This window comes from Micromonospora sp. CA-248212 (genome assembly GCF_050948405.1).
Lineage (GTDB): Bacteria > Actinomycetota > Actinomycetes > Mycobacteriales > Micromonosporaceae > Micromonospora.
In genome coordinates this window covers 6,503,959-6,525,686 of the sequence record NZ_CP192023.1, presented here as the reverse complement: position 1 = coordinate 6,525,686, position 21,728 = coordinate 6,503,959, and the positions used below count along the sequence as shown (strand labels likewise).

At 68.5% G+C, this 21,728-nt stretch carries 22 protein-coding genes and 3 tRNA genes; 22 read left to right on the top strand and 3 right to left on the bottom strand.

The features are described 5' to 3' along the window. Positions 1–382 precede the first annotated feature (382 nt). Positions 383–937 (bottom strand): hypothetical protein, encoded by a 555-nt coding sequence (locus ACQP03_RS30710; RefSeq protein WP_433459330.1) that lies wholly within the window; start codon positions 935–937, stop codon positions 383–385. A gap of 284 nt (positions 938–1,221) precedes the next feature. On the opposite strand from ACQP03_RS30710, the gene ACQP03_RS30705 reads away from it, so the two are divergent. Further along, positions 1,222–1,731: a DUF2637 domain-containing protein gene (locus tag ACQP03_RS30705; protein ID WP_433459328.1), complete on the top strand. Its 510-nt coding sequence runs from the start codon at positions 1,222–1,224 to the stop codon at positions 1,729–1,731. Positions 1,732–1,757: 26 nt separating this feature from the next. Here ACQP03_RS30705 and ACQP03_RS30700 read toward each other — a convergent pair whose 3' ends face one another. Continuing rightward, entirely contained in the window at positions 1,758–2,111 is a 354-nt protein-coding gene (locus ACQP03_RS30700) for a hypothetical protein (RefSeq protein WP_357134069.1), read from the bottom strand. A gap of 389 nt (positions 2,112–2,500) precedes the next feature. Between ACQP03_RS30700 and ACQP03_RS30695 the strand changes: the two genes are divergently transcribed. Further along, the gene (locus ACQP03_RS30695) at positions 2,501–3,832 is read left to right on the top strand and encodes a tyrosine-type recombinase/integrase (RefSeq protein ID WP_433459326.1); all 1,332 of its coding nucleotides are present in this window, start codon (positions 2,501–2,503) and stop codon (positions 3,830–3,832) included. 11 nt (positions 3,833–3,843) lie between these two features. Here the strand turns inward: ACQP03_RS30695 and ACQP03_RS30690 are convergent, their stop codons facing one another. Then, entirely contained in the window at positions 3,844–4,365 is a 522-nt protein-coding gene (locus ACQP03_RS30690; RefSeq protein ID WP_357134064.1) for a hypothetical protein, read from the bottom strand. A 114-nt stretch (positions 4,366–4,479) separates the two neighbouring features. On the opposite strand from ACQP03_RS30690, the gene ACQP03_RS30685 reads away from it, so the two are divergent. From ACQP03_RS30685 to ACQP03_RS30590, 20 genes are all read left to right on the top strand, one after another. Next, positions 4,480–5,013 carry a GNAT family N-acetyltransferase gene (locus ACQP03_RS30685; protein ID WP_357134061.1) on the top strand — a complete coding sequence of 178 codons (534 nt, stop codon included), beginning with the start codon at positions 4,480–4,482 and terminating at the stop codon, positions 5,011–5,013. After that, positions 5,010–5,723 carry a DUF6518 family protein gene (locus tag ACQP03_RS30680; protein ID WP_357134059.1) on the top strand — a complete coding sequence of 238 codons (714 nt, stop codon included), beginning with the start codon at positions 5,010–5,012 and terminating at the stop codon, positions 5,721–5,723. The genes ACQP03_RS30685 and ACQP03_RS30680 overlap by 4 nt, the downstream gene beginning before the upstream one ends. Positions 5,724–6,324: 601 nt before the next feature. Next, the gene (locus ACQP03_RS30675; RefSeq protein WP_433459323.1) at positions 6,325–6,534 is read left to right on the top strand and encodes a hypothetical protein; all 210 of its coding nucleotides are present in this window, start codon (positions 6,325–6,327) and stop codon (positions 6,532–6,534) included. A gap of 888 nt (positions 6,535–7,422) precedes the next feature. Then, the gene (locus ACQP03_RS30670; protein WP_357134051.1) at positions 7,423–7,560 is read left to right on the top strand and encodes a hypothetical protein; all 138 of its coding nucleotides are present in this window, start codon (positions 7,423–7,425) and stop codon (positions 7,558–7,560) included. A gap of 104 nt (positions 7,561–7,664) precedes the next feature. After that, on the top strand, positions 7,665–10,193 hold the full coding sequence (locus tag ACQP03_RS30665; protein ID WP_357134049.1) for a putative bifunctional diguanylate cyclase/phosphodiesterase: 2,529 nt from the start codon (positions 7,665–7,667) through the stop codon (positions 10,191–10,193). 92 nt (positions 10,194–10,285) lie between these two features. Continuing rightward, a tRNA-Thr gene (locus ACQP03_RS30660) sits at positions 10,286–10,358 on the top strand. 24 nt (positions 10,359–10,382) lie between these two features. Then, positions 10,383–10,455: transfer RNA gene (locus ACQP03_RS30655), tRNA-Met, on the top strand. Between the two features lie 132 nt (positions 10,456–10,587). After that, the gene (rpmG, locus tag ACQP03_RS30650) at positions 10,588–10,755 is read left to right on the top strand and encodes a 50S ribosomal protein L33 (protein ID WP_341717669.1); all 168 of its coding nucleotides are present in this window, start codon (positions 10,588–10,590) and stop codon (positions 10,753–10,755) included. Between the two features lie 124 nt (positions 10,756–10,879). After that, on the top strand, positions 10,880–11,326 hold the full coding sequence (locus ACQP03_RS30645) for an FAS1-like dehydratase domain-containing protein (RefSeq protein ID WP_357134045.1): 447 nt from the start codon (positions 10,880–10,882) through the stop codon (positions 11,324–11,326). Between the two features lies 1 nt (position 11,327). Continuing rightward, positions 11,328–11,720, top strand: coding sequence for a MaoC family dehydratase (locus ACQP03_RS30640; RefSeq protein ID WP_357174358.1), 393 nt, complete (start codon positions 11,328–11,330; stop codon positions 11,718–11,720). 198 nt (positions 11,721–11,918) lie between these two features. Continuing rightward, positions 11,919–11,991 (top strand) — tRNA-Trp (locus ACQP03_RS30635). A gap of 213 nt (positions 11,992–12,204) precedes the next feature. Next, the gene (gene secE / locus ACQP03_RS30630; RefSeq protein WP_357134040.1) at positions 12,205–12,597 is read left to right on the top strand and encodes a preprotein translocase subunit SecE; all 393 of its coding nucleotides are present in this window, start codon (positions 12,205–12,207) and stop codon (positions 12,595–12,597) included. A 39-nt stretch (positions 12,598–12,636) separates the two neighbouring features. Beyond that, a complete protein-coding gene (nusG, locus tag ACQP03_RS30625; protein WP_355053308.1) occupies positions 12,637–13,359 on the top strand; it encodes a transcription termination/antitermination protein NusG in 723 nt (240 codons plus the stop codon). Positions 13,360–13,547: 188 nt separating this feature from the next. After that, complete coding sequence (rplK, locus tag ACQP03_RS30620) at positions 13,548–13,979, top strand: 50S ribosomal protein L11 (RefSeq protein WP_355053307.1); 432 nt, start codon at positions 13,548–13,550, stop codon at positions 13,977–13,979. 78 nt (positions 13,980–14,057) lie between these two features. Further along, the gene (gene rplA / locus ACQP03_RS30615; protein ID WP_355053306.1) at positions 14,058–14,774 is read left to right on the top strand and encodes a 50S ribosomal protein L1; all 717 of its coding nucleotides are present in this window, start codon (positions 14,058–14,060) and stop codon (positions 14,772–14,774) included. 80 nt (positions 14,775–14,854) lie between these two features. Continuing rightward, positions 14,855–15,694 carry an ABC transporter ATP-binding protein gene (locus ACQP03_RS30610; RefSeq protein ID WP_357126532.1) on the top strand — a complete coding sequence of 280 codons (840 nt, stop codon included), beginning with the start codon at positions 14,855–14,857 and terminating at the stop codon, positions 15,692–15,694. Beyond that, positions 15,691–16,380 carry a hypothetical protein gene (locus tag ACQP03_RS30605; protein ID WP_355050770.1) on the top strand — a complete coding sequence of 230 codons (690 nt, stop codon included), beginning with the start codon at positions 15,691–15,693 and terminating at the stop codon, positions 16,378–16,380. The genes ACQP03_RS30610 and ACQP03_RS30605 overlap by 4 nt, the downstream gene beginning before the upstream one ends. A gap of 336 nt (positions 16,381–16,716) precedes the next feature. After that, entirely contained in the window at positions 16,717–17,265 is a 549-nt protein-coding gene (gene rplJ / locus ACQP03_RS30600; protein WP_355050769.1) for a 50S ribosomal protein L10, read from the top strand. Between the two features lie 52 nt (positions 17,266–17,317). Continuing rightward, the gene (gene rplL / locus ACQP03_RS30595) at positions 17,318–17,701 is read left to right on the top strand and encodes a 50S ribosomal protein L7/L12 (RefSeq protein ID WP_007465324.1); all 384 of its coding nucleotides are present in this window, start codon (positions 17,318–17,320) and stop codon (positions 17,699–17,701) included. Between the two features lie 571 nt (positions 17,702–18,272). Further along, positions 18,273–21,704, top strand: a complete 3,432-nt coding sequence (locus ACQP03_RS30590; RefSeq protein ID WP_357126527.1) for a DNA-directed RNA polymerase subunit beta — start codon at positions 18,273–18,275, stop codon at positions 21,702–21,704. Positions 21,705–21,728: the final 24 nt, after the last annotated feature.

Below are 21,728 nucleotides of genomic sequence, written 5' to 3'. Positions count from 1 at the left end.
CCAGTCCCGGGGTTGGGCTGGCGCGGCAGTCGGAAGCCCTGATCTTCGACGAGGCCGACCCGCTCGGCTTCCGTACCGCCTGGCCGTGATCGTGTCGTCGGGCGGATCGACAGACTCGGGGCGGCGGTCCGGCGGCAGTCGGTGGCTTGCCGCCCCGGCGCCGGAGGCGGCCGGGGCGGCTTGCCGCCGGCCGGGTTACCGCCCCCGCGCCGTGCGGAGCCTTGATCCAATACAGAAGGAATCGGCAGCAGCGTTGGGGGGCGGATCACACGCGGGACGAGACATCTCGCTTAGTCAAGTGTCAGCCGGTCGGCGCATCGATGCGCCAGGCCAGAGCAGGCCGATCAAGGTGCCGACCAGAGCGCCCCACGCTCGCCCAGTATCACTCCCAAACCAAGAAACTGACCTCTAAAACGCATATATCTCCCGCGAAGCGCTCGCGGTCCTTCTCCGACTCGAGGAATTTCTCGCACATGCTCAACTTCGTTACCACTAGCTTGCCGTGGCGGCCCTCGCTGCTGCGTACGCAGAATGAGGAGCCTGCTCGTAGCTGCGATGCCGTAGCTAGAGATGACCATGCGTTGTTGTCGATTTGAGCGCATTCTTGCAATGTCGGTTGCCCACTCGGCGGTGATGCGAAGATGGTTCCGTTGACTCCACCAAGGGAGCCTTCGTTAAGCGCGAGATCCGTGGTGCCGGCTGCGTTGTAGCGAATCTCGTTATCGTCCATATCCCAGTAGTCGGCATTCTGGAAATCATCATCTCCGTACTCGTTAAGGGTCTGGAGGCGGGGGCTGCCGCTGCTATGCACCACCTCTCGTTTCGGCTCCCCCGTTGAAGTGGGCGATGCATCACCGCTGCCCAGAGTCGCAGGAGGCGTGGGTGTTCCCGTATTCGTGCTGTGAGTGGAGGAGGGGATCAGGCTGTTGGTTGGCATGGCGGATAGATTGGGAAGCGATGAGGCTCTCGGGTCATCCTTTACGGGGAACAGCCATGCAAGCAGGGCGACAAGAGCGCTAAGAAGCCCAACGACAGCTCCGATCCCGGCCCATTCCCCTCTGCCGAGATGCTGACGAAGGCGGTCCTGGGACGGCTTCTCACGATCGCTCACGTTCAACCTCACTCCACACACGACAGATCACACAACTTAGCGTCGCGCGGCCGTTACCGGCGCCCCTCGCGGACCCGGGTTCGAGTCGGACCGACGCATGAACCTGTTGGGTGCTGATCCTGCTCGCCATCGGCACCATGGCCGGCGCTGCGGCCTTCACCCATGTCCATGGCCTGACCGTCGCTCACGGCCAACCTGACTGGATCGGCTGGGCCAACGCCGTAGCCGTCGAGCTGATGGCCATCTACCTCGGCCTGGAGATCCGCGCCCGCCGCCAAGATGGCCGACCCGTCGGCCTGGTCGGCGTCCTCCTGATCGCGTTCGCACTGCTCTCCCTCGCCGCCCAGGTCGCCGAAGCCGAACCGCCCATCTGGGGCTGGATCGTCGCGGCCGTGCCGTCGCTGGCCTTCCTCGCCCTGGTCAAGGTCGTCCTGTCCAGCGCACCCACCACCCCGCCGGCCCCCGAGCCCGATCAGCCGCAGGGCGATTGGGACGACGAGCCGGAGACCGCCGAACCCGTGCCGCCGGCGCCGGTGATGCCGCCGGCATCAGTCGCGGTGCTGCCTCCAGCCGCTGTCGTCCAGCCCAATCGGCCCGAAGTCGTCGGGATCATCCGATGACGGCCACCCTCGCCGCCAGCTGGCGGCTAGCGGAACTCGTGCACGACCTCGATGAGTCCGACGATGTGAGCGTTGAACTCGTCCAGCTCCTCGGCCGGCACCCACAGCTCCAGAATGGTCTTTCCGCCGGCCTGGCGGACCGGGTACCGACTCAGGAACTCCGACTCGACCCGGAAGCGGGTCACGTAGCCGACGCCGGACGCGGGCACGTTCCAGTCCCGGGCGATCATGACCGCGTAGTCCTCGTTCAGGACCGGGTAGAAGATCGGCTGATCCGGCAGGCGCGGCGGCCACTTCAGCCATCCGGACTCGCGGACGAGATCCAGCTCTTTCGGCCCGGTTGGGCGCCACAGCACCGTCGTACCGTCATCGCTGTTCATCTCGACCTCGCCGTTCGGATTCTTGGTGACCCCGGGACAGTACCGGCGGACCTGCGCCCGGGACCACCGCATTCGCCTCGCTGTGGGGGTGGGCCGATGACGGCTCCCACCCTGCCCGGTCTCGAATCCGCCCCGACCCCGGCTGCTCCTCGGCCGGGGTTGCCGTAGCCGGCGGTTCATCTTGGCGCACGGCGGGCACTTGTCTTCGCGGGTCGCCGAACGGGCAGCTTCGGGTCGGCCGCTCGGCGCTCGGTCGGTGGCTCGGTGACCTGGAGCAGGACGCCGCGTGAAGAGCTACGAGGTCCAGATCTGGGAGATCGCCAAGCGCCGACCGGAAGGCTCGGCCCTGGCGGGTCCGCTGGGCGGTGAGCGGCCAACGCTTCGAGGACATGTTCCGTACCAAAGCCCTGGCGCACTCGTTCCGCGCCGAGCTGGTCCAGGCGGCCAACGCGGGGGAGCCCTTCGACCCGGCCACCGGCCGCCCGGTCTCCGAGGCCAGAACCAAGAGCCCCACCACCTGGTACGCGCACAGCCGCGCGTACGTCGAGATGAAGTGGCCCCGGGCGGCGGCCAAGACCCGGCGCTCGATCGTCGAAGCGCTGACCTCGATCACGGTGACCCTGACCCGCCCGACCAAGCGGGGTCGACCGACTGACGCTCTGCTCCGCGAGGCGCTGTACCTCTACGGCCTCAACCCGCGCCGCTGGTCCGACGAGATCCCGGCCGACCACGCGGCGGCGCTGGCCTGGCTGGAAACCGCGTCGCTCCCGGTCGTCGAGCTGGACTCGCCCGCCATGGTCCGCCGAGTCCTGGACAGCCTGTGCGTACGCCTCGACGGCAAGCCCGCGGCTGCCTCCACCGTCCAGCGGAAGCGGGCCACCTTCTACAACGTCCTTGGGTACGCCGTCGAGCTGGAGCTGATCGCCTCCAACCCGGTCGACCGGGTCCAGTGGACCGCCCCCGAGGTCGCGCAATCCATCGACCGGCGGGTGGTGGCGAACCCGGCCCAGGTCGCCACGCTGCTGGAGGCGGTGAAATCTCTCGGCAAACGCGCCGACAAGGTCACCGCCTTCTTCGGCTGCCTCTACTACGCGGGGATGCGTCCATCGGAAGCCGCGGACCTACGACGGGAAGACTGTGACCTTGCCGGCCCGGTGCGCCGACTGCGGGGCCGACTTCGACGACCTGGCGGCGGTCAAGCCTTCCCGGTCCTGCGACCACGAGAAGATCGAATACCGCTGGGGCCGCCTGGTGCTCGCCGGCACCTCCCCGCGGGCCGGCTCGCACTGGACGATGACGGCGGCTCCCACGAGCGGCGCGGACTCAAGCACCGGGGGAGGGCGGAGACTCGGACGGTCCCGATCCCGCCTCGGCTCGTCGAGCTGCTGTGCGCGCACGTCGAGAATCACGGGGTTGGCCCGGACGGTCGGTTCTTCCGGGGCCTGCACGGTGGGCCGCTCTCCGAGTCGGTCTACGACCGGTGGTGGAAGCTCGCCCGCGAGAAGGCGCTGACCGAATCGCAGGTGGCCTCGCCGCTCGTCCGGCGTCCCTACGACCTGCGGCACGCGGCGGCCTCGCTCTGGCTGAATGCCGGCGTCCCGTCGACCGAGGTAGCCCGGCGCCTGGGTCACGGCGTCGCCGTCCTGCTCCGCGTCTACGCCAACTGCATCGACGGCGGCGACGACACCATGAACGACAAGATCGGGGACGCACTCGGATGAGCGTCCGTGCTTCAGTCCGTCTCGGCGGTCGTTGCGTGGCCGAGAAGGCGCCGAGCTTCGTCGACGACGTCCGCGTCGATATCCCTGGTTGCGGTGCTGGTGTGCGGTTGCCAGTCGTGGATGGCGGCTACGAGGTCGTAGGCGTTGTCCAACGCGATCAGTTCGGCTGCCAGCGGAGTGCCGTCATAGGAGATGAATCGGTATGCCCAAGAGGTGAGATCACGGGGCGCGATGGTCTGTGCGAGCAGTCGCCGGGCCATGATTCGGAGGGCTTCCTCCCCGCTCTCTCGGCTTCCCTCACCGTAGTAATCCAGAGAGAGTTCCGACAGTGCGCCTTCGAGCCAACGCCGCAGATCGTCATTCTCCTCGCCCTTCACAGGCGAGATGCCGGCGAGGATCCCGAGAGTCGGGCTGTCTATACCCGCGGTGAGGCAGTCGCAGGCGGCTTCGATCACCTGGGCCGCGGTGCCGGAACCGACGCTCCAGAAGACAGCGGCGTCCTGGAGTCGGGCGAGAGCGTCCTCTTTAAGCATCGGGACATGGTCCGCCGTCGAGTTGGCGTTGTCTCAGAGTTATCCAGCCGCGGGGATCGATGTACTCAGCGTCCGACTCCTTGGATGAGTGAGGGACTGGTGGAGGATGACGCGATGAGTACCGAGTCCGGCGAGGCGCTGGCCAGGACCCAACGTCTCGTGCTGCGGGAGGTCCGATCGTCTGACCTGCCGGTGCTTGAGCGGATGTGGCAGGACCCGGTGATGCGGCGCTACCTCGGCGGCCCGGTGTCTGACGAGGTGGCGGCCGACCGGCGAATGGGTGACCACACGGGCGGGCTGATGGTGACGAGGAGTTCCGGAGAGATCGTCGGTTGGTGCCACCTCGGCCGGTACCGGACGGGGGATCTGGAACTGTCCTACGTCTTCCTGCCGGAGTGGTGGGGACGTGGCTACGCCCGAGAAGGGTGCGCTGCGGCCGTCGGCCTTGCCTTCGACCGGTTCCCGGACGCACCCCGGCTGGTCGCCGTCACACAGGAGGTGAACCTTCGATCGGTCCGGCTCCTGGAAGCCCTTGGCATGGTGCGGGTCGACACGTTCGAGGAGTTCGCCGCACGTCAGGTGATGTTCGCAGTCGACCGTCCGCAGGCAGCAAGCATGAACCTCAATTGTCCGACGGTGCCCGAATGACGGAGTTGAGGACCGTCGGCAGACGGTCGGTACGGCGTGAGGTGCTTCCCCCGGTCTTCGCGGGAGTCGCCCTGGGGGTGGCGGCGTTTGCTGCCGACCTCGTGCCGGAAGCTGTGGGCAGGGTCCTCGTGCCAGCCTTCAGCTCGGGATTCGCCTGGGGTGTGGTGGCCCTCGTCGTGAGCTACTACGCCCCGACTTTCAGATCAGCTCTTGTCGCTGGGGTCGGCACACTCGCCCTGTCGACCCTGACCTACTACGGCCTCGTTGCCTCGCTGAGTCGGCAATGGCTCAGCGATTCGGCGCCACCACCGGACGGGCTCGGCTCCATCATGCGCGCGTCGGCCTTCTGGCTGGTTGGTTCGTTGGTTGGCGGATTGGTGCTTGGCTACCTCGCCCACGTCTTCAGGACGGGCACTACCCGCAACGCCGGCATCGCTCTCGGCGTAGCGCTCGGGCTGCTCGCCGGGGAGGCGGCCTACACCGTCCTCTTCATCGCGTTCGTCTGGGTCGGCCCCATGGATTTCTTCGTGTGGACGAGGCTGGGAGCGGCAGCGGTGCAAATTCTCCTTGCGGCTGCGGCCGCCCTCGTGGCGTTACGGCTCCGCCGGCCACCGGTCTCACCGCGGGTCTTCATGATGGCCGCTGCGGTGTCGACGGTGGCGAGCATCGCGAGTTGGCATCTCATCGAGTCGGTTCGGATGACGCTGTAGCCGCGAGGGGCGTCCTGGGGGCAAGTTCCATCCGTGGGCAGATGGTGGGCGGCTCTCTCCCGGACAGGCGATTGGACGGCAGAAACGGCAGCTCAGTGACTATGCCCAAGCCAAGATCGCGGACGCCCTGTAAATCCGTCGCGAAAGCTACAGAGGTTCGAATCCTCTACCCGCCACCAGGTGCAGACACGGCCCCTGACCAGCAGAGATGCTGATCAGGGGCCGTTGTCGTTGATCTAGCCGAGTCCGGCTGAGTCCAGCCATGTCGACAACGACAGGGTCGGCCCGGATGCGCGCTTCTTCCGGGGGCCTGCACGGCGGGCCGCCCTCCGAGTCGGTCTACGACCGGTGGTGGAAGCTCGCCCGCGAGAAGGCGCTGACCGAATCGCAGGTCCGCCGTCCTTACGACCTGCGCCACGCGGCGGCATCGCTCTGGCTGCATGCCGGCGCCTCGCCGACCGAGGTCGCCGGCGTCTGGGCCACGGCGTCGCCGTTCTGCTCCTCGTCTACGCCAACTGCGTCGACGAGGAGGCGACACCAGGAACGACAAGATCAGCCACGGTGCCCGTCGTGGCGCTCGGCTGGTCAGAATGTTCGAGTGATGACAGGAATGGTCGGCCTCGTGCTGCTGTTGGCGCTGGCCGCCGCTGCGCTCTTCGCCCTGGTGTACGTGGCGGCGCTGCTGTGGCGGGCGTTGAGGCGTGGGGTTACCTCTCTGCCGCGTGCTCTGAAGTCCCTGACGGTCGAGCCACCTCCGGGAGGGGCCCTGAACGACTCCCGGGATGTGTGGCCGATGCCGAAGGACGACTGATCGGAGACGCTGCCAAGCCTGGCGTCGTCTTTCGAGATACCGGCTCGCCGGGCGGAGGTGCCCGGTGGTTCGCCGACCGAGTTTGTCCGGCGGTGGTGTGTGGTGGGAGCGCCACCCTTCCAGAGAATGATGCGGGCGTGTCCTCGCCAGCACCGGACCGTGACCCACCTGCCGGAGACCACCTCATCAAGGTCTGGTTCAGGTTCGTGCCGCAGGAGGGCTGCCGGCGGCCGCGGATTTCCCGGCCATCAAGGCGACCCTGCGACTCGGCGAGGCGGAGGGTTGGTGGAGCTTCGAGGTCGGTTGCGCGAGCGACAAGTGGGAAGCGGCCTGAACCCGCGGAGCCCGCGACTCCCCACGTCCTTTCTCTCGGACGTGCAGGACCCCTGGTTGTTGCTTCCTGGCCGGCTTGAGCTGCGGAAACGCGTCGCTTGAGGCGCTCGGACGTGCGTCGGGTCACCAGGATGGAATCCGACTCGGGGGCTGGCCTATTGGCGAAGACCCGGTATGGTGGTCGATGGCTGGACGCCGAACGCACGACGCGAACGCATCTCCTGGAGGCGTCACTCACAGTGACCAAGATGTCGGATCTGGTGCTCTGACGCGACAGCGCCGAATTTGTGGTGAAGGTCGTATTCGACGCTGTGTGAAGCGCTGACCTGCCCTGCACGGCCGTGATCTGCTCCGGTGCGGTGGGGGCGGTGGGCCGAACGGCGGGAAGTTACAGACGGTGGGGCCCATCGGGCTGTCCACCACTTCTCTGGCTGCCCGCACTGTGGCACGATCGTGGAACCTCCACCACCCCCACGACATTTTCCGACAGGAGCAATCATGTCTGGTCTTAGGTTGGGCCGGCTGCTTGGCTCACTTCTCACCCTCGCCGCACTCGTGAGCGGCATCGCCAGTGTTGATCTCGGCAGCAGCTCAGGGGGCGGCGCTCAGGCTGGCGACATCGTTTGGCAGACCGTGTCCACCGCCGACAAGCCCGTGCCGACGGCGCAGGCAGCTGACATCGTCTGGCAGTGAGGCGGTTGCCTCGGGGTGATCATCCTGTTTGCCCGTTCGGGTGGAAGGCACCATCGACGTAGTGACGGTATCGTGACCGCTCGGCGTCAATCCGAAGGAGCGCCATGAGCGGTCATGGTCAACCCCGGCGACGGTCATCCGAGGACGCGTGGATCATCACCGCGCCCCTCGCGCTGATCGCGGTCGTCTGTGCCACCGCCACCGGGTTGATCGCGAAGGAGCCCTTCGGCGACTGGCCCGAGGCAATGCTCCTTCTCGTCATCATGATCGTGGCGGGGTTGCCGCTGCTCAGTCTGGTGGTGCGGCGGCAGACGATCGGTGTCACGCTCACCGAGCTGCCGATGGTTCTCGCGCTGTACTTTCTGCCACCGCTGACGGTGGTGGTCATCTACACGTTGAGCTCCCTGATCACCCACACCAGGCAGCGGTTCTCGGCGCCGAAGGTGTGGTTCAACGTGGCGCGCGCCGCCGCGGGAACGTCGCTGGCTGTCCTGGTCCTCCAGGCGTTCCCTCCCATGGAGGGCGTCGGTCCGAGCACCTGGGGCAGCATCTTCGCCGCCGTGAGCATGGTGATCCTGATCAGCTACGCCAGCGTGGCGGCGGTACACACGTTGCTGCACGGTTGGCAGACCGGGCGCGGGACGTTGCGTACCGCCACGCCGGCGGTGCTCACCGCGGCGATCAACGTGTCGGTCGGCCTGATCGTGCTGATTCTGGTCCGTAGCACGTGGTGGTCGCTGCTCCTACTGGCAGCCCTCGGTGCCGGCCTTGCTCTGGTCTACCGGGCCTACGCCCAGTTCTTCCGCCAGCACCGCACCCTGACCGACCTGTACGACCTGACCCGCGCCGTGGTCGGCAGCGGGCACAGCGGCACACTCGCCGACGCGCTGCTCGGCCGGGTCCGCGCGCTGATGCAGGTGGAGTACGCGACGCTGTGGCTGCCCGCCCAGGGAAGGCACCCCGAGACCCTGTTGACCGCGCGGGTGGACGACCCGGGCCTGCTCGACCTGGCGCTCACCCCGGCGATGATCCGCGAACGGGTCCAGGAGACCGGACGTACCGTTGCGGTGGGCCGTGGGGTGACGACCGACGGAGAGTTCCGCGCGGAGCTGGCCGAGCGGCGGATCAAGGACGCGGTGGTGGTGCCGCTGCGGTCGGGTGAGGTCGTCATCGGGACCCTCGAGGTTGCCAACCGGCTCGGCGACGGCAACAACTTCAGTTCTGCGGATATCGCGGTCTTCGAGACGGTGGCCGCGCATGCCGCGGTGGCGCTCGAGAATTCGCGTCTTGTCGACCGCCTGCGGCACGACGCGTACCACGACACCCTGACGCGGCTGCCCAACCGGCGGCGCATCACCGCCGCCCTGGACGAGTCAGTCAAGATCGGCGCGCCCGACGAGGTGGTGGCGTTGCTGCTGTTCGACGTCGACGGGTTGCAGCAGGTCAACGAGTCCCTCGGCCACGCTGCGGGGGACAAGGTGCTCGTCGAGGTCGCCAACCGACTGCGGGCGAGCGCTCCGTCGTCGGCTCTGGTCGGTCGTGCGGGCGGCGACGAGTTCCTGGTGACTCTTCGGTTGGAGAGCGCCGAGGCGGCACTCGAACTGGCCGAACAGCTGCGCGACCAGATCCGTGACGAGATGGTCTTCGACGCGCTCACCCTCGACGTGAACACCGCCGTGGGTGTGGCCGTACACCCGGAACATGGCAGCGATGCCGCGACCCTGCTGCTCCGGGTCGACCTGGCGGCGAACGCCGCCAAGTCGGTGCCGGGCAGCGTGCAGTTGTTCAACCCGGGCCTGGAGTCCCGGTCGTTGCGCCGGCTGGGTCTCGCCGGTGACCTGCGCCAGGCGTTGGACCAGGGCGAGCTGGAGGTCTACTTCCAGCCGAAGGTGACCTTGCGGGACCGGCGTCTGGTCGGTGTCGAGTGTCTGGCCCGCTGGGAGCATCCGACGCACGGCACCGTCGCTCCCGAGGACTTCGTGGCGGTGGCCGCGCACACCGGCCAGTTGAGTCGGCTCACCGAGGTGGTGCTCCGCGAAGGGCTGCGGCGCAGCCGGGACTGGGCCGAGGCGGACCAGCCGCTGCCCATCGCCGTGAACCTCGCCGCCCGCACGCTCACCGACCAGCACTTCCCGGACCGGGTGCAGGAGCTGCTGACCGAGTACCGGGTCCCGGCGCAACGCCTCACCCTGGAGATCACCGAGTCGGGGGTGCTGGACGGCACGGACCGGCCCATCCCGACGCTGCGTCGGCTCCGCGACCTCGGCGTCCGGCTGTCGGTGGACGACTTCGGCACCGGCGACTCCTCGCTGGCCCACCTGCGCCGGTTGCCGGTGCACGAGGTGAAGGTGGACCGCTCCTTCGTGCAGGGCATGGCCACCGACCCGGGGGACCTGGCGATCGTCAACGCGGTGGTGACGCTCTCCCAGCAGTTCGGTCTGGCCGTGGTCGCCGAGGGTGTGGAGAGCGAACTGACCCTGGAGCTTCTTCAGGACATCGGGTGCGAGATCGGTCAGGGCTTCCTGTTCAGTCGGCCGCTGCCGTACGAGCGACTGGCCGCCTGGTTCGGCGCTCAGGTGGACCCGGAGACGATCTCCGGCGGAGAGCTTCCACGCCTGCGTGTGGTGCCCTGAGCTGCGCAGATCCGGCCGCCGGGGATCCGATTTCACCTGCCGACCCCTGCCGTGTATTCTACTTCTGCGCGCCCCACGGGGAGATCGCGCAGGCCCCCTTAGCTCAGTCGGCAGAGCGTCTCCATGGTAAGGAGAAGGTCTACGGTTCGATTCCGTAAGGGGGCTCGAGGGTTCAGCTGGACCCACCGCGGCGGTGTAGCTCAGATGGCAGAGCAAGCGGCTCATAATCGCTGTGTCGCCGGTTCAAGTCCGGCCACCGCTACTCTCGTCTTCCGGGCTGGTTCCCGGTGGTCGTTGAGATGGGCGCCACTGGCGCCCACTTTGCATGTCCGCGCAGTCAGCGTCTAGGCTGACGCGTCGTAGTTGTTTCCGTTAGCGAGGAAGGCACTCCGCCGTGGCGAAGGCTACCGATGTCCGGCCGAAGATCACTTTGGCGTGTGTGGAGTGCAAGGAGCGCAACTACATCACGCGCAAGAATCGCCGGAACGACCCCGACCGCATTGAGATGAAGAAGTTCTGCCCGCGCGACGGCCGGCACACGGTTCACCGCGAGACCCGCTGACCGCCGGCCGGCACCGCCGGCCGTCGTCGAAGCCTTTCCAACCGCCGATCTGACCGGTCGGGCGCGGCATCGCCGCAGCCTGCCGACCAGATCGGCGGTTGTGCTTTCCGTGTAGGTTCGCGGCATGTCCCTGGACCCTTCCTTCGTCGGCCGCACGTACCCGCCGACCGCCCCCTACCAGGTGGGCCGAGAAAAGATCCGTGAGTTCGCCACGGCCATCGGCGCCACGGACGCGGCTCACCACGACCCGGCCGCGGCGCAGGCCCTGGGCCACCCGGACGTGGTCGCCCCGCCGACCTTCCCGGTGATCGTCACCATGGCCGCGACCCGTCAGATCATCGAGGACCCGGACCTGGGCGTCGACTACAGCCGGCTGGTCCACGGCGACCAGCGGTTCGCGTACAACCGGCCGGTGGTCGCGGGCGACGAGCTGGTCTGCGTCAACACCATCGAAGAGGTCAGCAACCGGGGCGGGCACGGCCTGCTCACCACCCGCACGGACGTGAGCACCGTCGCCGGGGAGCAGGTGGTCGCCGTCTGGGCCCGGTACGTCATCCGTGGAGAGGCCTGAGATGGAACTGCCAACCAAGACGTTCCGGGTGACCCGGGCGGACCTGATCCGCTACGCCGGCGCCTCGGGCGACTTCAACCCGATCCACTGGAGCGACCGGGTCGCCACGAAGGTGGGACTGCCCGGGGTCATCGCGCACGGCATGTTCACGATGGCGCTGGTCGGTCGGGCGGTCACCGAGTGGGCCGGCGCGCCCGACGCGGTGGTCGAGTACGGCGTCCGGTTCACCCGGCCGGTGGTGGTCCCCGACGACGACCAGGGGACCGAGATCGAGGTGACCGCGCGGGTCCGCGAGGTGACCGAGGACGGCCTCACCCGGCTGGACGTGACCGCGACCTGCCTGGGCGACAAGGTGCTGTCGCAGGCGCGCGCGCTCATCCGCACAGCGCGCTGAACCGAGGCCGGACACACGCGAGAGCACGGCGGCCCGGCCCGCTGAACCGGGGGCCGCGCGGCGCGCTGGATCGGCTTCGCCACGCGTGGCGGGGAGACCGGTTGGGAAAGTCGGGCACCTACCCGTACACTGGTCCGCCGTGGGGCAAGTGACCCCTGCACGGTCGTCTGTGACCGCGTGGGGCGAGTGTTGCCGCACAGGGGTGTAGCTCAATTGGCAGAGCAGCGGTCTCCAAAACCGCAGGCTGCAGGTTCAAGTCCTGTCACCCCTGCGCCTCAGGCCTGACCGTTCCCGTGGGTCGCGCCGCCGACAAGGCGGCGTCCGGCCCGTGGTGGTGGCATCGGCGGGGTGGTTCCGAGGCAATCGGGGCTCCCGGTCGGACCACCGGCCGCGGCCCGTCGCGGGACGGTTGGGTTCGGCCGGCGTGACCAGCGCCGCGTACGCCGCCCGGCGTGCGACCCGAGATTCCGCGACGGAGGGCGAAGTGGCCGACAACAAGCGGCGCGGCGAGGACGCCGGCGACGATCGTCTCGACGATGAGATCGTCGACGACGTAGCCGACGACGACGCCACCGGCGCGGACGAGCCGGTCTCCCGGGGCGGCACCGCGACGCGGGCCCGCGCCCGGGCGGAATCGGCCGACAGCCGGCCGACCACGAGGTCGGAAACCGGTCGGGTGGGCGTGTTCGGCCGCATCGCCCGGTTCTTCCGCGAGGTCGTAGCCGAACTGCGTAAGGTCATCTGGCCGACCCGCAAGGAGTTGCTGACGTACACCGCCGTGGTGGTCACGTTCGTCGCGGTGATGCTGACGATCGTGGGCGTGCTGGACTACGGCTTCGCCAAGGCCGTGTTGTTCGTCTTCGGCAACTCGGACTGACCGGCTGTCTCCAGCCGATAGTGACGGAAGTGAGCGAGCGTGCCTGAGTACGACGAGACCGCCGGAGAAGTGGACGAGCAGTCCACGGTCGCGACGGCGGCTGGTGACGAGTCGGTTGAGGCCGCCAGCGAGCCGGAGTTCCCCACCACCGAGCCCGCGCCGGACGAGGACTACGACCCGGTCGCCGAGCTGCGGCAGAAGCTGCGTTACGCGCCGGGCGACTGGTACGTGGTGCACTCGTACGCCGGTTACGAGAACAAGGTGAAGACCAACCTCGAGACCCGGATCACGAGCCTCGACATGGAGGACTTCATCTACCAGGTCGAGGTGCCGACCCGGGAAGAGGTCGAGGTCAAGAACGGTAAGCGTTCGCAGGTCCAGGCCAAGGTCTTCCCCGGTTACATCCTGGTCCGGATGGAGCTGACCGCCGAGTCCTACTCGTGTGTCCGCAACACCCCGGGTGTGACCGGCTTCGTCGGTGCGACCGACCGGGCCGACCGGCCCGCGCCGCTGTCGCTCGACGAGGTGCTGAAGTGGCTGGCGCCGGCCGTCGAGACCGAGCAGAAGAAGGCGAAGCCGGAGATCAAGGTCCTCGACTTCGAGGTCGGCGACTCCGTTACCGTCACCGACGGCGCGTTCGCCTCGCTGCCGGCCACGATCAGTGAGATCAACGCCGACCAGCAGAAGCTCAAGGTGCTGGTGTCGATCTTCGGCCGGGAGACCCCGGTGGAGCTCAACTTCAACCAGGTCGCCAAGATCTGATGGTCGTCGGCGGCGGGCTCAGCCCGCCGCCGACGTCGGCGTACGCCCTCCCGCTCGACCTCGGCGGACGAGCGGGCTGCGGCGTGCGCTACTCTTGAACGTCGCCGCTGTCGCATCGCGCTGACCGTGCGCGCCCAGCCGCGGCGGCGACGGCCGCATTTTCCCAGCTCCAAGCCCCAGGAAGTGACATGCCTCCGAAGAAGAAGCTCGTCAAGACGTTCACGCTTCAGCTGCCGGCGGGCCAGGCCACGCCGGCGCCGCCGGTCGGCCCCGCGCTCGGTCAGCACGGCGTGAACATCATGGAGTTCTGCAAGTCCTACAACGCGCAGACCGAGTCCCAGCGGGGCGACATCGTCCCCGCCGAGATCAGCGTGTACGAGGACCGGTCCTTCACCTTCGTGCTGAAGACCCCGCCCGCCGCCCGGCTGCTGATCAAGGCCGCCGGTGTGCAGAAGGGCTCGGGCGTTCCGCAGGCGACCAAGGTCGGCTCGGTCAGCCGCGCCCAGCTGCGTGAGATCGCCGAGAAGAAGATGGCCGACCTCAACGCCAACGACCTGGACCAGGCCGAGAAGATCATCGCCGGCACCGCCCGGTCGATGGGCATCACCGTCAACGACTGACGTCGGCCTCCGCCGACGACCCGATCGTGGGAGGGCTCGCGCCGAGCGGCCCGCCAGAGACCACAGGAGTAATCAGCAATGCAGCGCAGCAAGAGCTACCGCAAGGCCGCCGACGTCATCGACCGGTCGAAGCTCTACACCCCCGCCGAGGCCGTGAAGCTGGCCAAGGAGACCACCAACGTCAAGTTCGACGCCACGGTCGAGGTCGCCATGCGCCTCGGCGTCGACCCCCGCAAGGCGGACCAGATGGTCCGCGGTGTGGTCAACCTGCCGCACGGCACCGGTAAGACCGCCCGCGTGATCGTCTTCGCCAGCGGCGCGAAGGCCGAGGAGGCCGCCGCGGCGGGTGCGGACGAGGTGGGCACCGACGAGCTGGTCGCCCGTATCCAGGGTGGTTGGCTCGACTTCGACGCGGCGATCGCCACGCCGGACCAGATGGCCAAGATCGGCCGGATCGCGCGGATCCTGGGCCCGCGCGGTCTCATGCCGAACCCGAAGACCGGCACGGTGACCATGGACGTCACCAAGGCGGTGCAGGACATCAAGGGCGGCAAGATCACCTTCCGGGTGGACAAGCACTCCAACCTGCACCTGATCATCGGCAAGGCCTCCTTCTCGGAGAGCCAGCTGGTGGACAACTACGCCGCGGTGCTCGACGAGGTGCTGCGGGCCAAGCCGTCCGCCGCCAAGGGCAAGTACCTCCGCAAGGTCATCCTCACCACCACGATGGGCCCGGGCGTTCCGGTCGACCCGAACCTGGTGAAGAACCTGACCGAGGACTCGGCCGACGCCTGAGCCGACTCATCGCTCCACCGGGGCGCCGCCACGATCGTGGCGGCGCCCCGGCGCGTTCCGGGTGTGGCAAGCTCGTCCGCATGCGGCTGGAGAACGTCTGGTTGCGGTACCACCGGCGGGGTCCGTGGGTGCTGCGGAGCGTGGACGCGCAGATCGGCCCGGGTGAGGTTGCGGTCGTCCTGGGCCGCAACGGGGTGGGCAAGTCCACCCTGCTCCAGGTGGCCGCCGGGGTGTTGCGGCCGGGCCGGGGTCGGGTCGTCGACCGGCCGGCCCGGGTGGGCTGGGTGCCCGAGCGCTTCCCGGCCGATCAGCCCTTCACCGTGTCCCGCTATCTGACCGGCATGGCCCGCGCGGCTGGGCTGGGACGCTCGGCCGCCGACGAGGCGGTGACGACCTGGACGCGGCGGCTCGGGCTGGACGCGTTCCGCTCGGTGCGCCTCGCGGAGCTGTCCAAGGGCACCGCGCAGAAGGTCGGCCTCGCCCAGGCCATGCTGCGGGCGCCGGGCCTGCTGGTGCTCGACGAGCCGTGGGAGGGCCTGGACGCCGCGACCCGCGAGCTGGTTCCCGAGCTGATCGACGAGGTGCTGGCCGACGGTGGCACGGTCCTGGTCAGCGACCACCGGGGGGAGACGGTCCGGTTGCCGGCCGCGCGCCGTTGGTCGGTGGCCGCGGGCGTGCTGACCGAGGAGACCGCGCCCGCCGACGAGGAGGCCATCGCGGTGGTCGAGGTCGCGGTGCCGGCCGCGCGGGTCGCCGGCACCGTCGCCCGCCTGCGCGCCGAGGGCCATCAGATCCTCCGAGTACGCGCCGACGCCTCCACCACCCCACCCCAGGCGCATCCGCCCACCCCGTCGGCCACGTCGGCGCGGCTCGGGGCGGCCGACGCGATGGTCGAGCCCGACACGGGGGAGGGCCGATGAACGCGCTGGTGCGGATGCGGCTGGCGGGTTTCCTGCGTACCGGACGGGCGTTGGCGCCCCTGCTCGCCGGCCTCGTCGTCCTCGGCACGCTCTACGGCGGCGGCCGGTCCCAGCCGGCGGAGGCGTACGGCGTCTCGGCGGTGGTGCTCTTCCCGGTGCTCGCCTGGCAGACCAAGATCCTGCTGGACATCGAGCCGGACGTGCAGCGTCGGCTGGCCCAGGTGACCGTCGGGGTGGCCCGGGAGCGTCTCGCCGGACTCCTGGCGGCCGGCGCGGCGGCGCTGGTCGCGGTGGCCGTCGCGCTGCTCTTTCCGTGGCTGGTGGGTGGGGTCACCGGCCCGGTCGAGCCGGGTGACCGGTCGGTGCCGGTCGGCATCGCGCTGGGGCTGTGGGCGCACCTGCTGGCCGTACCCGCCGCGGTTGCCCTCGGCGCGCTGGCCAGCCGGGCGTCGGTGGGCGGTGCCGCGTACGGCGTCGCGGTGCTGGCCCTCGGCGGTGTCGGCGCGGTGGCGCTCGGCCTGCGTGGTTCCGTCGCGCCCTGGCTGGTACCGCCGATCATGGCTACCGCCCGGACGACGGCGGGTGACGCCGCCGCGCTGACCCTGCTCGGGCTCACGGCCTGGGCCCTGGCGTGGAGCGTGGCGGTCACCGCCGGCTACCTGTGGCGGCGGCGGGCCCAGGGCTGAGTGGCCCGGCGGCGTGACCCGGCTCACCGGGGGCGATTTGGCGCTGGTCCCGGCGGCACGTACTCTTAACCTCATCCGTGTTATTGCGGATAAGGAACCACCCAGAGACCGCTGGTCACCGTGCTTCGGCACGGTCGAAGGCCCCGCGACGACGGGCGACCCGCGTAGGGCGGCAAGCGTAATTCGGCAGTGAGCATGGTCCGCCGACCGTGACTTCCCGCCGGCCCTCGCCCCGTGCGCCCTGCGCCGGGGCTTTTCGTTGTCGTGCTGCCTTCGTCCCCGCTCCGGCTTCGGCCGTGCCCGGGGACCAGCCTCGAGCAACGAGAGAGGAGGGACATGGCGGACAAGCCGATCCGAGCCGACAAGGCCACGGCCGTCGCTGAGCTGACCGAGAGCTTCCGCAGCGCGGGCGCTACCGTGCTGACCGAGTACCGCGGTCTGACGGTTTCCCAGCTCACCCAGCTGCGGCGATCGCTCGGTGCCGAGACCAGCTACACGGTCGCGAAGAACACGCTGGCGAAGCGTGCCGCGACGGACGCGGGCATCACCGGCCTCGACGAGCTGTTCACCGGTCCTACCGCGCTGACTTTCGTTTCGGGCGACGTCGTCGAGGCGGCGAAGGGGCTTCGCGACTTCGCGAAGGCCAACCCGAAGCTCGTCATCAAGGGCGGTGTCTTCGAGGGCAAGGCCATTTCCGCGGCCGAGGTCACGAAGCTCGCCGACCTGGAGTCCCGTGAGGTGCTGCTGGCCAAGCTGGCCGGCGCGATGAAGGGCAACCTGAGCAAGGCCGCGGCCCTGTTCCAGGCTCCGCTCTCCAAGGCCGCCCGCGCGGCGGCCGCCCTGGCGGACAAGAAGCGCGAGCAGGAGGGCGCCGAGGCGGCCTGAGGCCGCGCGGCGCACCCACGTTCTTTAACAACCTTTAGAAAGGACGCCAGACATGGCGAAGCTCAGCACCGACGAGCTGCTCGACGCGTTCAAGGAGATGACGCTGATCGAGCTCTCTGAGTTCGTGAAGCAGTTCGAGGACACCTTCGAGGTCACCGCCGCCGCTCCGGTCGCGGTTGCCGCCGCCGGTGGCGCTCCGGCCGCCGCCGAGGCCGAGCCGGAGAAGGACGAGTTCGACGTCGTCCTCGAGGCTGACGGTGGCAAGAAGATCCAGGTCATCAAGGTCGTGCGTGAGCTGACCGGCCTGGGCCTCAAGGAGGCCAAGGACGCGGTCGAGTCCGCGCCGAAGGCCATCCTGGAGAAGGTCAACAAGGAGACCGCCGAGAAGGCGAAGGCCAAGCTCGAGGGTGAGGGCGCCAAGGTCACCCTCAAGTGACCTGAGCTCCAACCTGCGCGTACCCGGCTCGGTGAGCTGGGACACGGTCGCGTCGCGGCGGGCGGTGATCCGACACGGATCACCGCCCGCCGTGTTTCGTGGACCGGGCGACAACCGTGCTGAGCTGGGCGCCGATGGTCGGCGCGGGATCATCCGCACGAACGACCGGATCCTCCTGAGGTGGGAAAGAACCGACGACCCGGATACCGGCCCTTGACGCGGCCCCGGCCTGACAGGCACCCTGACACCAGCAAGACACCGCGCTTGCGACGGCCACGATGTGGGTAATGACAGCGACGGCACCATCGGTCGCGGTCACCCGAGCGGCCCAGTGGGGAGTTGCGTTCTGAGCGGCCCGGCAGACCCCGGTGAACGGGGGCCGAGGAGCGTTCCGCAAACGACCTGCGGGGTGGGCTGGACAGCGGTTAGCCTCTCGGCTACACTGCTAGTTTGCGCTGCCTTCCGACTTGACCCCTGCTCGGAAATGTCCGTTTACGGATAATTCTGGTGGGGTCATTGGAGTGCACGCGTACCAGCCGTTCTGCAGCACCGGTCCTCGGAAGGACGCATCTTGGCAGCTTCCCGCCCTGCGAAGACCAGTCGTACGTCGAGCGCATTCGCTCCCCGCCGAGTTTCATTCGGCAGGATCACCGAACACCTCGAGGTCCCCAACCTCCTTGCCATCCAGAACGAGTCCTTCGACTGGCTCGTCGGCAACGAGGCTTGGCAGGGCCGGTCGGCGGACGACCCGCACGCACGCTCGGGTCTCGCGGAGATCCTTGAAGAGATCAGTCCCATTGAGGACTTCTCCGGCACCATGTCGCTCTCCTTCTCGGCGCCGCGCTTCGACGAGGTCAAGGCCTCGATCGAGGAGTGCAAGGAGAAGGACCTGACCTACTGCGCTCCGCTCTTCGTGACCGCGGAGTTCACCAACAACACCACTGGCGAGATCAAGAGCCAGACGGTGTTCATGGGTGACTTCCCGATGATGACGCCCAAGGGCACCTTCGTCATCAACGGCACCGAGCGCGTCGTGGTCAGCCAGCTCGTCCGGTCTCCGGGCGTGTACTTCGACAAGCAGCCGGACAAGACCTCCGACCGCGACCTCTCCAGCGTCAAGGTCATCCCGAGTCGGGGTGCCTGGCTGGAGTTCGACATCGACAAGCGCGACACGGTCGGCGTACGTATCGACCGCAAGCGCCGGCAGGCCGTCACGGTCCTGCTCAAGGCCATCGGATGGTCGGCCGAGCGGATCCGTGAGAAGTTCGGCTGGTCCGAGCTGATGATGACCACGCTCGAGAAGGACCACATCGCCGGCGCCGACGAGGCCCTGCTAGACATCTACCGCAAGCTGCGCCCTGGCGAGCCGCCGACGCGCGAGAACGCCCAGACCCTGCTCGACAACCTCTTCTTCAACCCGAAGAGGTACGACGTGGCCAAGGTCGGGCGCTACAAGTTCAACAAGAAGCTCGAAGTCGACGTGCCGATCACCACCGGCACGCTGACCGAGGACGACATCGTCGCCACCGTGGAGTACCTGTGCCGGCTGCACGCCGGTGAGGACGGCTACGAGGCCGACGACATCGACCACTTCGGCAACCGGCGCCTCCGTACCGTGGGCGAGCTGATCCAGAACCAGGTTCGGGTCGGCCTCTCCCGGATGGAGCGGGTCGTCCGCGAGCGGATGACCACGCAGGACGTCGAGGCGATCACGCCGCAGACCCTGATCAACATCCGCCCGGTGGTGGCGGCGATCAAGGAGTTCTTCGGTACGTCGCAGCTGTCCCAGTTCATGGACCAGACCAACCCGCTGGCGGGCCTGACCCACCGGCGTCGGCTGAGCGCGCTCGGCCCGGGTGGTCTGTCCCGGGAGCGGGCCGGCTTCGAGGTCCGCGACGTGCACCCGTCCCACTACGGCCGGATGTGCCCGATCGAGACGCCGGAAGGCCCGAACATCGGCCTGATCGGCGCGCTGTCCACCTTCGCCCGGGTCAACCCGTTCGGCTTCATCGAGACGCCGTACCGGAAGGTCGTCGAGGGTCGGGTCACCGACCAGATCGACTACCTGACCGCGGACGAGGAGGACCGGTTCGTCAAGGCCCAGGCCAACGCGCGCCTGAAGGCTGACGGCACGTTCGCCGAGGACCGGGTGCTCTGCCGTCGTAAGGGCGGCGAGACCGAGGACGTCGTCCCCGGTGCCGTCGACTACATGGACGTCTCGCCCCGGCAGATGACCTCGGTCGCGACCGCCATGATCCCGTTCCTCGAGCACGACGACGCCAACCGGGCACTGATGGGCGCGAACATGCAGCGCCAGGCGGTGCCGCTGGTCAAGGCCGAGGCGCCGCTCGTGGGTACGGGCATGGAGTACCGGGCCGCGGTCGACGCTGGCGACGTGGTGGTCGCCGAGGTCGGCGGTGTGATCGAGGATCTCTGCGCCGACTACGTCACCATCCACCAGGATGACGGCCACCGCCGGACGTACCTGCTGCACAAGTTCCGCCGCTCCAACGCCGGCTCCTGCGTCAACCAGAAGCCGGTCGTCTTCGAGGGCGACCGCGTCGAGGCCGGTCAGGTCATCGCCGACGGTCCCTGCACCGACGAGGGCGAGATGGCACTCGGACGCAACCTGCTGGTGGCGTTCATGTGCTGGGAGGGCCACAACTACGAGGACGCGATCATCCTGTCGCAGCGCCTCGTGCAGCAGGACGTGCTCACCTCGATCCACATCGAGGAGCACGAGGTCGACGCCCGGGACACCAAGCTCGGTCCGGAGGAGATCACCCGCGACATCCCGAACGTCAGCGAGGAAATGCTCGCCGACCTCGACGAGCGCGGCATCATCCGGATCGGCGCCGAGGTCGTTCCCGGCGACATCCTGGTCGGCAAGGTCACGCCCAAGGGTGAGACCGAGCTGACCCCGGAGGAGCGACTGCTCCGCGCGATCTTCGGTGAGAAGGCGCGTGAGGTTCGGGACACCTCGCTGAAGGTGCCGCACGGCGAGACCGGCACGGTCATCGGTGTGCGCACGTTCTCCCGCGAGGACGGCGACGAGTTGCCGCCGGGCGTCAACGAGCTGGTCCGGGTCTACGTCGCCCAGAAGCGCAAGATCCAGGACGGCGACAAGCTCGCCGGCCGGCACGGCAACAAGGGCGTCATCTCCAAGATCCTCCCGGTCGAGGACATGCCGTTCCTCGAGGACGGCACCCCGGTCGACATCGTGCTCAACCCGCTCGGTGTGCCGAGCCGGATGAACATCGGCCAGGTTCTGGAGACCCACCTCGGGTGGGTGGCCAAGACCGGTTGGAAGGTCGAGGGTGACGACGCCGAGTGGAAGCGCCAGCTCCGCTCGATCGACGCGCACGAGTCCGAGGGTGACACCAACGTGGCCACCCCGGTCTTCGACGGTGCCCGCGAGGAGGAGATCTCCGGTCTGCTCGAGTCGACCCTGCCCAACCGGGACGGCAAGCAGCTGATCGGGCGCACCGGTAAGGCGCAGCTGTTCGACGGTCGTTCCGGTGAGCCTCTGCCGGACCCGATCGCGGTCGGCTACGTCTACATCCTGAAGCTCAACCACCTGGTCGACGACAAGATCCACGCTCGGTCGACCGGTCCGTACTCGATGATCACTCAGCAGCCGCTGGGTGGTAAGGCGCAGTTCGGTGGTCAGCGCTTCGGTGAGATGGAGTGCTGGGCGATGCAGGCGTACGGCGCCGCGTACGCCCTGCAGGAGCTGCTCACGATCAAGTCCGACGACGTGCTCGGCCGGGTGAAGGTCTACGAGGCCATCGTCAAGGGCGAGAACATCCCGGAGCCGGGCATCCCGGAGTCGTTCAAGGTGCTGCTCAAGGAGCTGCAGTCGCTGTGCCTCAACGTCGAGGTGCTGTCCAGCGACGGTGTGGCCCTGGAGATGCGCGAGACCGACGACGAGGTGTTCCGGGCCGCGGAGGAGCTGGGCATCGACCTGTCCCGGCGCGAGCCGAGCTCGGTCGAAGAGGTGTAAGTGGTGCGGGTCGGGGGCCTTCGG

What these genes read in the sequence shown, in the direction of transcription:
- ACQP03_RS30710 (WP_433459330.1), bottom strand. Translation starts at nt 937, where the DNA reads ATGCCAACCAACAGCCTGATCCCCTCCTCCACTCACAGCACGAATACG.
- ACQP03_RS30700 (WP_357134069.1), bottom strand. Translation starts at nt 2,111, where the DNA reads ATGAACAGCGATGACGGTACGACGGTGCTGTGGCGCCCAACCGGGCCG.
- ACQP03_RS30695 (WP_433459326.1), top strand. Translation starts at nt 2,501, where the DNA reads ATGTTCCGTACCAAAGCCCTGGCGCACTCGTTCCGCGCCGAGCTGGTC.
- ACQP03_RS30690 (WP_357134064.1), bottom strand. Translation starts at nt 4,365, where the DNA reads ATGCTTAAAGAGGACGCTCTCGCCCGACTCCAGGACGCCGCTGTCTTC.
- ACQP03_RS30685 (WP_357134061.1), top strand. Translation starts at nt 4,480, where the DNA reads ATGAGTACCGAGTCCGGCGAGGCGCTGGCCAGGACCCAACGTCTCGTG.
- ACQP03_RS30680 (WP_357134059.1), top strand. Translation starts at nt 5,010, where the DNA reads ATGACGGAGTTGAGGACCGTCGGCAGACGGTCGGTACGGCGTGAGGTG.
- ACQP03_RS30675 (WP_433459323.1), top strand. Translation starts at nt 6,325, where the DNA reads ATGACAGGAATGGTCGGCCTCGTGCTGCTGTTGGCGCTGGCCGCCGCT.
- ACQP03_RS30665 (WP_357134049.1), top strand. Translation starts at nt 7,665, where the DNA reads ATGAGCGGTCATGGTCAACCCCGGCGACGGTCATCCGAGGACGCGTGG.
- ACQP03_RS30645 (WP_357134045.1), top strand. Translation starts at nt 10,880, where the DNA reads ATGTCCCTGGACCCTTCCTTCGTCGGCCGCACGTACCCGCCGACCGCC.
- ACQP03_RS30640 (WP_357174358.1), top strand. Translation starts at nt 11,328, where the DNA reads ATGGAACTGCCAACCAAGACGTTCCGGGTGACCCGGGCGGACCTGATC.
- rplK (WP_355053307.1), top strand. Translation starts at nt 13,548, where the DNA reads ATGCCTCCGAAGAAGAAGCTCGTCAAGACGTTCACGCTTCAGCTGCCG.
- rplA (WP_355053306.1), top strand. Translation starts at nt 14,058, where the DNA reads ATGCAGCGCAGCAAGAGCTACCGCAAGGCCGCCGACGTCATCGACCGG.
- ACQP03_RS30610 (WP_357126532.1), top strand. Translation starts at nt 14,855, where the DNA reads ATGCGGCTGGAGAACGTCTGGTTGCGGTACCACCGGCGGGGTCCGTGG.
- ACQP03_RS30605 (WP_355050770.1), top strand. Translation starts at nt 15,691, where the DNA reads ATGAACGCGCTGGTGCGGATGCGGCTGGCGGGTTTCCTGCGTACCGGA.
- rplJ (WP_355050769.1), top strand. Translation starts at nt 16,717, where the DNA reads ATGGCGGACAAGCCGATCCGAGCCGACAAGGCCACGGCCGTCGCTGAG.
- rplL (WP_007465324.1), top strand. Translation starts at nt 17,318, where the DNA reads ATGGCGAAGCTCAGCACCGACGAGCTGCTCGACGCGTTCAAGGAGATG.